This window comes from Sulfurisoma sediminicola (assembly GCF_003865015.1).
Classification (GTDB): domain Bacteria; phylum Pseudomonadota; class Gammaproteobacteria; order Burkholderiales; family Rhodocyclaceae; genus Sulfurisoma; species Sulfurisoma sediminicola.
In genome coordinates, this window is record NZ_BHVV01000001.1 from 65979 (window position 1) to 78976 (window position 12998).

At 65.4% G+C, this 12998-nt stretch carries 14 protein-coding genes; 2 read left to right on the plus strand and 12 right to left on the minus strand.

What is annotated here, in order from left to right; all coding sequences use genetic code 11:
* The first annotated feature begins 69 nt into the window (after positions 1–69).
* Positions 70–1032, plus strand: a complete 963-nt coding sequence (gene trxB, locus EJE94_RS00370) for a thioredoxin-disulfide reductase (RefSeq protein ID WP_121239521.1) — start codon at positions 70–72, stop codon at positions 1030–1032.
* A gap of 4 nt (positions 1033–1036) precedes the next feature.
* Complete coding sequence (locus EJE94_RS00375) at positions 1037–1594, plus strand: Smr/MutS family protein (RefSeq protein WP_243642479.1); 558 nt, start codon at positions 1037–1039, stop codon at positions 1592–1594.
* Here EJE94_RS00375 and EJE94_RS00380 read toward each other — a convergent pair.
* The 12 genes from EJE94_RS00380 to EJE94_RS00435 form a co-directional block, all read right to left on the minus strand.
* Positions 1587–1925, minus strand: a complete 339-nt coding sequence (locus EJE94_RS00380) for a P-II family nitrogen regulator (RefSeq protein ID WP_121239523.1) — start codon at positions 1923–1925, stop codon at positions 1587–1589. The two genes, EJE94_RS00375 and EJE94_RS00380, sit on opposite strands and share 8 nt — an antisense overlap.
* 17 nt (positions 1926–1942) lie before the next feature.
* Positions 1943–3568, minus strand: a complete 1626-nt coding sequence (locus EJE94_RS00385; protein WP_207855612.1) for an NAD+ synthase — start codon at positions 3566–3568, stop codon at positions 1943–1945.
* A 45-nt stretch (positions 3569–3613) separates the two neighbouring features.
* Entirely contained in the window at positions 3614–4162 is a 549-nt protein-coding gene (gene ppa, locus EJE94_RS00390; protein WP_121239525.1) for an inorganic diphosphatase, read from the minus strand.
* A 65-nt stretch (positions 4163–4227) separates the two neighbouring features.
* Positions 4228–4434 (minus strand): heavy-metal-associated domain-containing protein, encoded by a 207-nt coding sequence (locus EJE94_RS00395; RefSeq protein WP_121240509.1) that lies wholly within the window; start codon positions 4432–4434, stop codon positions 4228–4230.
* A 2-nt stretch (positions 4435–4436) separates the two neighbouring features.
* Positions 4437–6632, minus strand: coding sequence for a heavy metal translocating P-type ATPase (locus tag EJE94_RS00400; protein WP_121239526.1), 2196 nt, complete (start codon positions 6630–6632; stop codon positions 4437–4439).
* Between the two features lie 3 nt (positions 6633–6635).
* Entirely contained in the window at positions 6636–7016 is a 381-nt protein-coding gene (locus EJE94_RS00405) for a rhodanese-like domain-containing protein (protein WP_121239527.1), read from the minus strand.
* 123 nt (positions 7017–7139) lie between these two features.
* Positions 7140–7610 (minus strand): c-type cytochrome, encoded by a 471-nt coding sequence (locus EJE94_RS00410; protein WP_121239528.1) that lies wholly within the window; start codon positions 7608–7610, stop codon positions 7140–7142.
* A 64-nt stretch (positions 7611–7674) separates the two neighbouring features.
* On the minus strand, positions 7675–8001 hold the full coding sequence (locus EJE94_RS00415; protein ID WP_121239529.1) for a DUF2322 family protein: 327 nt from the start codon (positions 7999–8001) through the stop codon (positions 7675–7677).
* Between the two features lie 14 nt (positions 8002–8015).
* Positions 8016–9383, minus strand: a complete 1368-nt coding sequence (gene purB / locus EJE94_RS00420; protein ID WP_121239530.1) for an adenylosuccinate lyase — start codon at positions 9381–9383, stop codon at positions 8016–8018.
* A gap of 40 nt (positions 9384–9423) precedes the next feature.
* Entirely contained in the window at positions 9424–10164 is a 741-nt protein-coding gene (locus EJE94_RS00425; protein ID WP_121239531.1) for an SDR family oxidoreductase, read from the minus strand.
* Between the two features lie 756 nt (positions 10165–10920).
* Positions 10921–11421, minus strand: coding sequence for a hypothetical protein (locus EJE94_RS00430; protein WP_121239532.1), 501 nt, complete (start codon positions 11419–11421; stop codon positions 10921–10923).
* Positions 11422–11726: 305 nt separating this feature from the next.
* Entirely contained in the window at positions 11727–12998 is a 1272-nt protein-coding gene (locus tag EJE94_RS00435) for an FAD-binding oxidoreductase (RefSeq protein ID WP_121239533.1), read from the minus strand.

The following is a 12998-nucleotide window of genomic DNA, read 5'->3' on the forward strand; positions in this document are numbered from 1 at the left end:
ACGATTGAAGCCGCGCAAGCGGCCCCAAGTATAATTGCCCGAACCCATTCCACAAGAAGTTTCCGCGCCATGACCGCCAACACGCTTCCCCGCCATTCAAAGCTGCTGATCCTCGGCTCCGGCCCCGCCGGTTATACCGCCGCCGTCTATGCCGCCCGCGCCAACCTCAAGCCCGTTCTCATTACAGGCCTGGCCCAGGGTGGCCAGCTGATGACCACCACCGAGGTCGACAACTGGCCGGCCGACGCCGACGGCGTGCAGGGCCCGGACCTGATGGCGCGCTTCGAAAAGCACGCGACCCGCTTCAACACCGAGATCATCTTCGACCACATCCACACCGCCAAGCTCACCGAGAAGCCGATGAAGCTGATCGGCGACTCCGGCGAGTACACCTGCGACGCCCTGATCATCGCCACCGGCGCTTCGGCGCAGTATCTCGGCCTGGCCTCGGAACAGGCCTTCTCCGGCAGGGGCGTCTCGGCCTGTGCGACCTGCGACGGCTTCTTCTACAAGAACCAGAAGGTCGCGGTGATCGGCGGCGGCAACACTGCGGTCGAGGAAGCCCTCTATCTGGCCAACATCGCCAGCCACGTCACGGTGGTCCATCGCCGCGACAAGTTCCGCGCCGAGAAGATCATGCAGGACAAGCTGTTCGAGAAGGAGCGTGCCGGCAAGGTCACCATCAAGTGGGACTCGGTGCTCGACGAGGTGCTCGGCGACAAATCGGGTGTGACCGGCATGCGCATCAAGAACGTGAAGAGCGGCGCGACCGAGGACATCGACCTCATGGGCGTGTTCATCGCCATCGGCCACAAGCCGAACACCGACCTCTTCGCCGGCCAGCTCGAGATGGAGAACGGCTACATCGTGACCCAGGGCGGTCGTGAGGGCAACGCCACGGGCACCAGCATTCCCGGCGTGTTCGCCGCCGGCGATGTGCAGGACCACGTCTACAAGCAGGCCATCACCTCGGCGGCCACCGGCTGCCAGGCCGCGCTCGACGCCGAGAAGTATCTCGACAACCTGGGATAGCCACGTGAAGCGGCGGGAGCCTGCCGAAGACGCCCGCCCCGAGGTCGCCCGCGAATTGTTCCGCGCGGCGGTGGCCGACGCCATCCCGCTCGCCAGCGACCGCACCCACCACGAACCGCCGCCGCCTCCCGCGATTCCGCGCAGCCGCGAACTGGACGAGGCGGCGGCCCTGAACGATTCGATTCATGCGGTCGAACTGCTCGACCTCCAGCTCGAAGGCGGCGACCAGGCGGCCTGGGCGCGCGAGGGCGTGCCGCGCAGCGTGCTGCGCGACCTGCGGCGGGGACGCTGGGTCGTCGACGCGCACCTCGACCTCCACGGCCTGAACCGGGACGAAGCGCGCCATCAGGTCGCGCTGTTCGTCGCCGGCTGCGTCGCGCGCGAGCAACGCTGCCTGCGCATCGTTCACGGCAAGGGGCTGCGCTCGCCCGGGCGCGAACCCGTCCTGAAAAGACTGGTGCTGGGCTGGCTCGCCCAGAAACGGGAAGTGCTGGCCTTCTGCCAGGCGCGCACCGTCGAAGGCGGCGCCGGCGCCGTGATCGTGCTGCTGGCGGCTAGATAGCCGATTCGTTCGTCTCACCCGTGCGGATGCGAACGATCTGCTCCACCGGCATCACGAAGATCTTGCCGTCGCCGATCTTGCCGGTGCGGGCGGCCTTGATGATGGCCTCGATGGCGGTTTCGACGGTGGCCTCGGCGACCACCAGTTCGATCTTGATCTTGGGCAGGAAGTCCACGACGTATTCGGCGCCGCGATAGAGTTCGGTGTGCCCCTTCTGCCGGCCGAAGCCCTTGACCTCGGTCACGGTCAGGCCGGTGACGCCGACTTCGGACAGCGCCTCGCGCACCTCGTCGAGCTTGAAGGGCTTGATGATGGCTTCAATTTTTTTCACGATACCCTCTCCCGGATTCAGTATTCATCGTTGTAGCGGAATGTTATCGGATAACGCCAGTCCTTGCCGAAACCGCGCCGCGTGACGCGGATGCCGACCGGCGCCTGGCGCCGCTTGTACTCGTTCTTCTTGAGCAGGCCGACCACGCGACGCACGTCCGCCTCGGCCAGGCCGGCGGCGATGATCTGGCGCGGGCTCTCGTCGCGCTCCATGTAAGCCTCGATGATGGCGTCGAGCACCGCGTAGGGCGGCAAGCTGTCCTGGTCGGTCTGCCCCGGCTTGAGCTCGGCCGAAGGCGCACGGGTGATGATGTTTTCCGGTATGACGTCGGAGAGCACGTTGCGGTAGCGGGCGAGGCGATAGACGAAGGTCTTGAACACGTCCTTGATGACCGCGAAGCCGCCGGCCATGTCGCCGTAGAGCGTGGCGTAGCCGACCGCCATCTCGCTCTTGTTGCCGGTGGTGAGAACGATGCGGCCGGTGCGGTTGGAGATCGCCATCAGGATCATGCCGCGGATGCGCGCCTGCAGGTTTTCGTCGGTGGTGTCCCAGCTCGGCTTCTCTCCCAGGCGGGAAAAAGTCGGCGCCAGCGATACGGCGAACTGCTCCATCGCCGCGGCGATCGGGATCTCGTCGTACTCGACGCCGAGGCGGCGGATCATTTCGCGCGAATCGTCGAGGCTCATCTGCGCCGTGTAGGGCGAGGGCATCATCACCGCACGCACCTTGTCGGCACCCAGCGCATCGACCGCAATCGCCAGCGTCAGCGCCGAGTCGATGCCACCCGACAGCCCGATGATGGCGCCGGGGAAGCCGTTCTTGCCGAGGTAGTCGGTGACGCCCATTTTCAGCGCCGCATAGACCTCGGCCTCGATCGGCTGCGGTGCGGCGATCGTGCCCGGCAGCAGGTGGCCGTCGACATACTCGATCAGGGTGACCGCCTCGGCGAAGGCCGGCAGCTGATGGGTGAGGCGGCCGCCGGCATCGAGCGCGAAGGAGGCACCGTCGAATACCAGCTCGTCCTGGCCACCGACCATGTTGGCGTAGACGACCGGGATGCTCATGGCCGCGATGCGCTCGCGCAGCACCTCGTAGCGCCGCGCCTGCTTGTTCATGTGGAAGGGCGAGGCATTGAGCGTGAGCAGGAGTTCGGCACCGGCCGCGCGCGCGGCGTCGGCCGCACCAGGCTCCCAGACGTCGGCGCAGATGTTGACGCCGACCTTGACGCCGCGGACGTCGACGACACAGGGCGCATCGCCGGCGGCGAAGTAACGCTCCTCGTCGAACACCTCGTAGTTGGGCAGGCGATGCTTGCGGTAGGTCGCCACGACGCGACCGTCACGCAGCAGCGAGGCGGCGTTGTAGCGGCAACTCCCGTGCTCCTCGGGATGGCCGACGAGGACATCGATACCGGCGACATCCCGTGCCAGTTGCGCCAGTTCGCGCTCGCATGCGCGGTAGAAGTCGGGGCGCAGCAGCAGGTCTTCGGGCGGGTAGCCGCTGAGCGCGAGTTCCGGCGTCAGCAGCAGTTCGGCGCCGAGCGCACGCGCGTCGCGTACGGCGGCGGTGATGCGCGCGGCATTGGCTTTTATGTCGCCGACCGTGCAATTGACCTGGGCGATGGCGATCTTGAGCTTGGCCATGCCCGGCATTCTACGACCTGGCGGCGCGGTCGCCTGCGGACTCGCTCAGAACGCGGGCTTGTCCTTGGCCGCGTTGAAGGCGGCGACGCCGCCCATGATTTCCTTCTTGGCTTCCTCGATGCCGACCCAGCCCTGCACCTTGACGAACTTGCCGGGCTCGAGATCCTTGTAGTGCTCGAAGAAGTGGGCGATCTGGTCGAGCGTGAGCTGCGGCAGGTCGCGCGGGCTTTCGATGTTGCGGTAGAGCGGCGTCAGCTTGTCGACCGGCACTGCGAGCAGTTTGGCGTCGTCGCCGGCCTCGTCAACCATCTTGAGCATGCCGATCGGACGGCAGCGCACCACCACGCCCGGCGGCAGGGCGAACTGGGAAACGACCAGCACATCCACCGGGTCGCCGTCGCCGGCGATGGTGTGCGGGATGTAGCCGTAGTTGCAGGGATAGTGCATGGCCGTGGACATGAAGCGATCGACGAAGATCGCGCCCGAGTCCTTGTCGACCTCGTACTTGATCGGCTCCGAGTGCATCGGAATTTCGATGACGACGTTGAAATCGTTCGGCAAGTCCTTGCCGGAGGGAACGCGATCGAGGCCCACGGTCTGCTCCTTGTCTGGGAAAAGCGCGAATTGTAAAGCAATTGCTGCGGCGCAGCAATTGTCCTTCAGCTTGCCTCGAAACCGGCGTCGTCGATCGCCTGTTTCATGGCATCGCGCGTCACCTGGGCAGGATCGAACTCGACCTTCGCTTCGCCCGGCTGCAAGATCACTTCCGCCTTCGCCACGCCGGGCAGCGCCGCCAGCACGTTGGTCACGCTCTTGACGCAGCCGCCGCACGACATGCCACTGACTTTCAGAATCGTCGTTTCCATGTTCATTTCTCCGCTCGCCAGCGCCGCAGCAACAGGGAATTGCTGACCACCGACACCGAACTCATCGCCATCGCCGCACCGGCCACGACCGGGTTGAGAAAACCCAGTGCGGCCGCCGGAATTCCCAACACATTGTAGATGAAGGCCCAGAACAGGTTCTGGCGGATCTTGGCCAGCGTCGCCCGTGACAGCGAGATCGCGTCGGCGACACCGTTGAGATCGTCGCGCATCAGCGTGATGTCGGCGGCCTCCATCGCCACGTCGGAACCGGCGCCCATGGCGAAGGAGACGTCGGCCGCCGCAAGCGCCGGCGCGTCGTTGATGCCGTCGCCGGCCATGGCGACGAGCCTTCCCCCGACCTTGAGTTTCGCGATCGCGCCCGCCTTGTCGCCCGGCAGTACCTCGGCTTCGAATCGCTCCACGCCGGCTTCGCGCGCGATCGCGGCCGCCGTCGCGGCGTTGTCGCCGGTCAGCATGACCACCTCGACACCGAGCGCCTTGAGCCGCGCCACGGCCGCCTTCGAACTCTCGCGCAGCGGATCGGCGACGCCAATCAGCCCGATGGCGACGCCCTCCCGCGCCACGGCGACGATGCTTTGCCCGGCCAGCGCGGCAACGTCGGCCTCGGGCAGCGCTATGCCCTGCTCCGCCATGAAAGCCGGCGAACCGGCGGCAACGCGGACGCCCTCGACCACGCCCGCGATCCCGCGACCCGGCGTCGCCACGACATCCGTCGGGGTGGCCAATGCGAGGCCATCGGCCTTCCCCCGCGCCACGATGCATTGCCCCAAGGGATGGGTCGCGGCCTGTTCGAGGCTGGCAGCGAGTTGCAGCGCCTCGCTCGCCGTCCCGCCATCACCGATTTTCCGAACAGAAATCACCGCAGGCTTGCCCTGGGTCAACGTGCCGGTCTTGTCGACCGCGAGCACCTCGATCTTCTCGGCCAGTTCCAGCGCCTGGGCATTCCTGATCAGCACGCCGGCACGCGCACCCAGCCCGGTGCCGACCATGATCGCCGTCGGCGTCGCCAAACCCAGCGCGCAGGGGCAGGCGATCACCAGCACGGCAACCGAATTGACCAGCGCCACCGTGAAGTCGCCGCCGAGCCACCACCAGAGCACGAAGGTCGCCAGCGCGATTGCCGTCACCACCGGCACGAAGATCGCCGCGATGCGGTCGGCCAGGCGCTGCACCGGCGCCTTCGAGCCCTGCGCCTGCTCGACCAGGCGGATGATGCCGGCCAGCAGCGTGTGCGTGCCGACGCCGGTGGCGCGGCACTTGAGCAGCGCCTCACCGTTGACCGTCGCCGCATAGACCTTGTCGCCGCCGTGCTTGCCGACGGGCAGGCTCTCGCCGGTCAGCATCGCCTCGTTGACGCTCGAGGCCCCCTCGATCACCTCGCCATCGACGGGCACGGCCTCGCCGGGACGGACGATGAAGATGTCGCCGGGAATCATCGCCTTGACGTTGACCTCGACCAGTTGTCCATCGCGCTCGACGTGGGCCGTCTGGGGCTGCAGCTTGATCAGCGCCTCGATCGCGGCCGACGTCCGCGCCTTGGCACGCGCCTCGAGGATCTTGCCCATCAGCACCAGGGTGATGACCGTGGCCGAGGCCTCGAAATAGACGTGCTGGTGCAGGTCGAGCAGCATCACCGCGACACTGTAGAAATAGGCGGCCGAGGTGCCCAGGGCCACGAGCACGTCCATGTTGCCGCCGCCGCTCCTCAGCGCGTTCCAGCCGCCGACGTAGAAGCGCTTGCCGATCCAGAACTGCACCGGGGTGGCGAGGAGGAACTGCAGCCAGCGCGGAAGAACGTCGTTGTGCACATCCCACGCGCCGGAGAACATGAAGGCCATCTGGCCGATCAGCGGCAGCGTCAGCGCCAGCGAAATCCAGAAACGCCGCAGCTCCTCGCGGTACGCGGCGGCCTTCCTCGCCTTTTCTTCCTCGTGGGTGTCGGCGGTCGACAACGTCGCGCCGAAACCGGTCTTCTCGATGGTGGCGATCAAGCCGGCCGCGTCGATCATGTTCGGCGCATAGCGGATATGCGCCTTCTCGGCGGCGAGGTTCACCACGGCCTCGACACCGGCCAGCTTGTTGAGCTGGCGCTCGATGCGCCCCGAACAGGCCGCGCAGGTCATCCCCGAGATCGAAAACTCGACGACGTCCTGCTCGGCATGCTTCGAGGCCGTCATGGCTTATTCGAAGTTGATCGGCTCGGGCTTCTCGGTCGGCCGGTTCTCGGTGTTCCAGGCCTCGAAGCCGCCGGCCATGGAGATGATGTTGCCGTAACCGAGCCTCTGCAGCTGCACGGCGGAGAGCGCGGCGCGGCCGCTGGTGCGGCAGTAGATGAGGAAGGCGCCGGCCTTGTTGGCGCATTCGGGCACCATGCCGATCTTGAACTCGAGCACGCCGCGCGGGATGTTGATCGCGCCCGGCAGGTGGCCGGCGGCGTATTCGTCGTACTCGCGCACGTCGATGACGACGCGCTTGCCGAGCATGGATTGTGCTTCGGCGGTGGCGACTTCCTTGATCTGGGACTTGGCTTCGACGACGAGGTCGTGGGGGGTGATGGCCATGGCGGACTCTCCGTTGGATTATTAGAAAACGCTAATTATGTCAGGGCATTAGGCCCGATATCAAGCCGGCGTTGCAAATGAAAACGGCCACCCGCGGGTGGCCGTCCATGCCCGCGAGGGGAATTACAGTTTCTTCTTGAAGTTATCGTGGCAGCCCTTGCAGGCTTCGCCGAGCTTGCCGAACTGGGCCTTGACGGCGGCGGCATCGCCGGTGGCGGCCACCTTGGCCATCTCGTTGGCTTCCTTGCCGAAGGTGCCCGCAACCTTGCCCAGCGTTTCCTTGTCGGTGAAGAACTCCGACTTGAGGCGGGTGTCCTCCCAGCCCTTGCCCTTGTCTGAACCGGGCTGGAAGAGCGCGCCCAGTTTCGAGTTGGCGATGGCCTGGATCACGTTGGAAGCCTCGATCACCTGGTCCTTGTTGTAGGTGCCCTCGACGTTGGCCTTGATGCGAGCCATGCTCCAGCCCATCGTCGTATAGGCCGACTGGCGCCAGCGGATCTGGTCTTCGGTCTTGCCGACGACCTGGGCCGAGGCGGTGCCGGCGAGGACGGCGAGGGACAGGCCGGCGGCCAGCAGTTGCGCGATTTTCTTCATTGTTCGATCTCCTTGAGGTTGGCTTGCAGGGGTTCCCGATGGATATACGCGGGGTGGCTCCGGATTATTCCGTTCCGGTCGCGAAAATGTGTTTTATCCGAAATTTCCCGCCCCCGGCAACCAGCGCCAGCAGGCGATCGATGTTCGGATGCTTGCCGGGATGGGCCTGGGCATCGGCCGTGTGCTCGGCATAGAGTTCCAGGCCCTTCTTCGCCGCCTCGGCGGTGATGGCGCCGTAGATCTGGCCGAGGTGGTTGTAGACGGAAAGCGAGCCGGCCTGGCCGGGCTTGTTCTCGATGGTGGCGGCGACCTTGCCCTCCGCGTCGATCAGCTCGATCGCCAGCAGGTGCGAAATCTTCGGCAGGTGTTTCAGATTCTCGGCGAAGCCCATGCTCGGATGCCCCCTCAGATGTTCCTGGCCAGCGCCACCGCCTTGCCGATGTAGCTCGCCGGCGTCATCTCGAGCAGGCGCGCCTTGTCGGCTTCCGGAATCGCCAGCCCCTGGATGAATGCACGCAATGCTTCAGGCTCGATGCCCTTGCCACGCGTCAGTTCCTTCAACTGCTCGTAGGGGTTGGGCACGCCGTAGCGGCGCATCACCGTCTGCACCGGCTCGGCCAGCACTTCCCAGCAGTTGTCGAGATCCTCGGCCAGGCGCTGCGGATTGGCTTCGAGCTTGTTGAGGCCGCGCATGGTCGAATCGTGCGCCAGCACGACGTAGCCGAAAGCCACGCCCATGTTGCGCAGCACCGTCGAGTCGGTGAGGTCGCGCTGCAGCCGCGAGATCGGCAGCTTCTCCGACAGGTGGCGCAGCACCGAATTGGCGATACCGAGGTTGCCTTCCGAATTCTCGAAGTCGATGGGGTTGACCTTGTGCGGCATGGTCGAGGAGCCGATCTCGCCGGCCTTGGTCTTCTGCTTGAAGTAGCCCATCGAAATGTACTGCCAGATGTCGCGGTCGGCGTCGATCAGGATGGTGTTGCAGCGGGCGATGGCGTCGAACAGCTCGGCCATGGCGTCGTGCGGCTCGATCTGGATGGTGTAGGGGTTGAACTCCAGGCCCAGCGACTCGATGAAATTCTTCGCGATGCCTGCCCAGTCCAGGTCGGGATAGGCGGAGAGGTGGGCGTTGTAGTTGCCGACCGCGCCGTTGAACTTGGCCAGCATGGCAACATTGGCGATGCGCTCGCGCGCCCGCATCAGGCGCGCGGCGATGTTGGCCATCTCCTTGCCCAGCGTGGTCGGCGTGGCTGGCTGGCCGTGGGTGCGGGCAAGCAGCGGCAGGTCGGCCAAGTCGTGGGCCAGCGCGCGGAAACGCTCGATGACCTTGTCCAGCCCCGGCAGCAGGATCTGCGCACGCGCGTCGTTGAGCATGAGCGCGTGGGAGGTGTTGTTGATGTCCTCGGAGGTGCAGCCGAAGTGGATGAACTCGGTGACGCGCATCACCTCGGCGTTGTTCTTGAAGCGCTCCTTGAGCCAGTACTCGACCGCCTTGACGTCGTGGTTGGTGACGGACTCGATCTTTTTCACCGCGGCGGCATCGGACACGGCGAAGCCCGAGATCACCAGGTCGAGCTCGGCGAGGGTGTCCTGCGAGAACGCCGGAACCTCTTTGATCCCGGGGTTGGCGGCGAGCGCCTTGAGCCACTCGATCTCGACCTTGATGCGGTTCCTGATCAAGCCGAATTCGGAGAAGTGCGCGCGCAGCGGCTCGACCTTGGCGGCGTAGCGGCCGTCGAGCGGCGAAAGGGCGGTGAGGGCTTGGAGACTCATGGCGGGGAATCCGGTGAACGGCAAAGCGGCAAATTTTACTTCAGAGGGATAGCCGCTTGAAAATGCGCTCGGGGATGTGGCGGATCACCAGCATGATCCAGCGCCAGAACCAGGGCAGATAGACCACCTCCCGCTTCGCCTCGATCGCACGCAGGATGCCGGCGGCCACCGCCTCCGGCTGCGCCCAGAGCAGGCCCTTCTTCTCGAACTCCGCCGTCATCGGCGTATCGACGAAGCCCGGCTTGACCAGCAGCACCTGCACGCCGGACTTGGCGACGCGGTTGCGCAGCCCCTCGGTGAAGCGCGCCACCAGGCCCTTGGCCGCGCCGTAGGCATAGTTGCTCTGCCGGCCGCGATCGCCGGCGACCGAGCCGATCACCGCCAGCGTGCCGCCGCCCTGCCCGGCGAAATGATTGGCGAACAATTGGGACAGCAGGCAGACCGAGACGCCGTTGGTCTCGATCTCGGCGCGCAGCCGCGCGAGGTCGGCCTCGCATTCGCGCTGCTCGGGCAGCGTGCCGTGGGCGATCAGCGCGACATCGATGCCGCCGAGTGCGGCCAGCGCCGCCGCCAGCATAGTCGCGTGGGCCGCATCGACGGTCGCGTCCATCGCATGCACCATGACGCTCGCCGCGCCGCGCACCCGCAGGTCGGCGGCATTCGCCTCCAGCCGAGCGGCGTTGCGGCCGACGAGGAACAGGGCCGCGCCGCGCTCCGCCCAGAGCCGCGCGGCGGCGTGGGCGATGGCCGAGGTGGCGCCGATGATGACGATGCGTTTCATGTCGAATCCTGATTATCGGGAAAGAATTGCGGCCGTTCGCCCACCCCGACAGCCCGGGCGCCGTGGCGCGTTGGAGGTCGCGCCGAATTATCACCGGGTTTCAATCGTCTGCCGTTTGTTTTGCAGGATACGCAAAGACCGGAGAAGATTATTCTCCCGGTCGCATACGAGGGCGGCAAGCGTGGTCGAGGGCTGCAAGTCTTGAAAAGTCGGCGGTGGCGGGACGGCGGCGAACCTGTGCCTGCCGCCGGATTGACCGAATTCCCGCCGCCGGTAGTGTGCGGGGTAGCGGCCGAAATTTCGTTCAGAAGACTCCGAGCGCCGGACCTGAAAACGTGGTCCGTCCCCTTTTATTCATGCAGAAAAATAAACTACCTCTGTTCCGCAAGGTAGCAAGTTGGAGGAAACGCGTTCGCTCCAGGGGTGCCTTGCCAACAGCGTTTCATTTCGCCAGTGGTGGTATCCAATCGCCATGCGTTACCGTTGCTATCTACCGCCACATGGTAGTGAGCGGATGCGTCTTTTGGAGAGGCATTCTTCGATGGCTGATCGCAACCAGTGACAATGAGACAAAGCGCTATAAATGCTGTTTTCATTCGCACCCCCGGTTAACTCGATTTCTTTGATGTTTTGTCTGTCAATGCTTTGTCTGAGAAAGCATCAATACCTTTGGTCGCAATTGACGCAGGGAGAGTGTCCCTTCGCGTTTGCCCACATTTACGCTCGCTTTGCGTCCCTCTTGGCGCGCCACCAAGACTAACTATCTTTCGCGGTGCGTGACGAACCGCAGACGCTTTGGCCGGCGCGTTCAAGTAGCTCAACATCGGCGAGATCTTTCTCCCGACCGGCTTTGCGTTTCATGCGGATGAGCAGGTTGCGTGAGGCAATACGAGCGGGATGCTGCCCGATCAGGGCCGCTTGCGACAGCACCCACTCAGCGGGAAAGTCAATGTCGGCTCCAGTAGTCACGATATCCGCATAGTGGTCCCGCTTGAACTGGAGCTGTTGCGGCCGTTCGCTTGGAGAGGAGATGAGCGATTGCGGAAATTCGGGGATCACATGAACGGCTGACATTGCTTTGAAGAATCGAGCGGCGTTGTCGCTCGATTGCTCGAGCAGCAGATCAAGATCGTCGGCTTGGCGCTCAGGAACATAGAAGTGAACGGCCAGGCCGCCGACGACAAGAAAACGCACATCACAGCGATAGAGCTCGGCCAGCAGGGCAATGTTTCCGCCAAAGGTAAAGAGCTGCCGCATGGGTGGGTGTGCGCGTGCTGGCTAACGAAGGTGTAGAAAAAGTCTTTTCATAGCTGCATTCTGCTGTGAACCAAATGGAATAACAAGGCTCCGTGCAAAGCACGGCGATAGCCCACGTTTTCGGGTCCGGTGCGCGATGGCTTGGCAGATAGATTCCATTTGCATCCGCGCAAGCTACCGGCTAGCGCGAAAGAGGTCAATCCGACGAAGGGCATAGGCGCCACCGTGGCGCCGGCGCCAAGTCTTCGGGCGGCGGGTACGCGACCACGGGCGCAACCCACGGGCCGGGTCGGGCCTAGCAGCCTTCAGCCACTGATGCGCCGCCAGAAGTTCGACGAGAACTTCGGATCGACGTGTTGCGAAAACTCCTGCCAGCGCGGGAAGCCGGCACGGAACAGCGCACCGGGCATGCGCGCGTCCTTGGCGGGATAGAGCCGGCCACCGGCATCGCGCACGATGGCGTCGAGACGCTCGAACAGCGCGAGCGTCGCCGCGCCGCCATTGGGAAAGTCGAGCGCGAGGTTGGCGCCGGGCAGCGGGTAGGACAGCAGGCCGGGCGAGGCGGCATCGCCGAAGGTCTTGAGCACGGCGAGGAAGGAGCCCTGGCCGCTCTTGCGGATCGCGTCGAGCAGCGCGGCGGTCGCTTCCCGCTCGACACCCTTCGGCACCGCGCACTGGTACTGGTAGAAGCCGCGCCGGCCATAGACGCGATTCCAGTGCAGCAGGTTGTCGAGCGGATAGAAGTAGGACAGGCAGTGCGTCGTCTGGCATTGCGGCAGGGGGCGATTGAAGTAGGCGGCGTTGAAGGCGGCAAAGCTGGCGGCGTTGATCAGCGAGACCGGCGGCGTGAAGGGTACCGTCGGCGCGAAAGTCGGCCCAGGCGCTACGGCGGCATCGACATGGTCGCCCGCCATGAGGATGCCGCGCGGCGTGCTCGCTACGCAGTCGATCCAGGCAACGACATGCTCGTGCGTCAGTTCGGCCTCGGCGTTGAGGGCGAAGAACTCGTCGATGCCGTGGAAGCGCCGGTTCTCGACGGCGATGGCCGGGCCGGGCACGCGGCGCAATTGCAGTTCGATCCAGGTGACCAGCCCGGTGAGGCCGAGGCCGCCGATGGTCGCGGCGTAGAGTTCGGCGTTCTCGTCCGGGCTGCATTCGCGGCGCGAGCCGTCGGAGCGCAGCAGTTCGAAGCGGGTGACATGACGGCCGAAGGTGCCGGCGACATGGTGGTTCTTGCCGTGCACGTCGTTGGCAAGCGCGCCGCCGAGCGTGACGAAGCGCGTGCCCGGCGTCACCGGCAGGAACCAGCCGCGCGGCAGGAAGACGCGGATGATGTCGTCGAGCAGCACGCCGGCCTCGGCGCGCAGCACGCCGCTCGCCGCGTCGAAGGCGAGGTAGCGGTCGAGGCCGCGCGTCTGCAGCAGCTCGCCGCCGGAGTTGATGCAGACGTCGCCGTAGCTGCGGCCGTTGCCCCAGGCGAGCAATGGCAGATCGCTCGACGGCAGCGGCGCCGCGCGGTCGAAAAGTCGGCGCCGGCGGGACGGCGGCGGGAACGGCAGGTTGCCCCAGCAGTCCAT

Excerpts from the sequence above, each read along its gene's own strand:
- EJE94_RS00385 (WP_207855612.1), bottom strand. The coding sequence starts at position 3,568 with ATGGCCAAGCTCAAGATCGCCATCGCCCAGGTCAATTGCACGGTCGGC.
- EJE94_RS00430 (WP_121239532.1), bottom strand. The coding sequence starts at position 11,421 with ATGCGGCAGCTCTTTACCTTTGGCGGAAACATTGCCCTGCTGGCCGAG.
- EJE94_RS00425 (WP_121239531.1), bottom strand. The coding sequence starts at position 10,164 with ATGAAACGCATCGTCATCATCGGCGCCACCTCGGCCATCGCCCACGCC.
- EJE94_RS00395 (WP_121240509.1), bottom strand. The coding sequence starts at position 4,434 with ATGGAAACGACGATTCTGAAAGTCAGTGGCATGTCGTGCGGCGGCTGC.
- trxB (WP_121239521.1), top strand. The coding sequence starts at position 70 with ATGACCGCCAACACGCTTCCCCGCCATTCAAAGCTGCTGATCCTCGGC.
- purB (WP_121239530.1), bottom strand. The coding sequence starts at position 9,383 with ATGAGTCTCCAAGCCCTCACCGCCCTTTCGCCGCTCGACGGCCGCTAC.
- EJE94_RS00435 (WP_121239533.1), bottom strand. The coding sequence starts at position 12,998 with ATGGACTGCTGGGGCAACCTGCCGTTCCCGCCGCCGTCCCGCCGGCGC.
- EJE94_RS00410 (WP_121239528.1), bottom strand. The coding sequence starts at position 7,610 with ATGAAGAAAATCGCGCAACTGCTGGCCGCCGGCCTGTCCCTCGCCGTC.
- EJE94_RS00415 (WP_121239529.1), bottom strand. The coding sequence starts at position 8,001 with ATGGGCTTCGCCGAGAATCTGAAACACCTGCCGAAGATTTCGCACCTG.
- EJE94_RS00405 (WP_121239527.1), bottom strand. The coding sequence starts at position 7,016 with ATGGCCATCACCCCCCACGACCTCGTCGTCGAAGCCAAGTCCCAGATC.
- EJE94_RS00400 (WP_121239526.1), bottom strand. The coding sequence starts at position 6,632 with ATGACGGCCTCGAAGCATGCCGAGCAGGACGTCGTCGAGTTTTCGATC.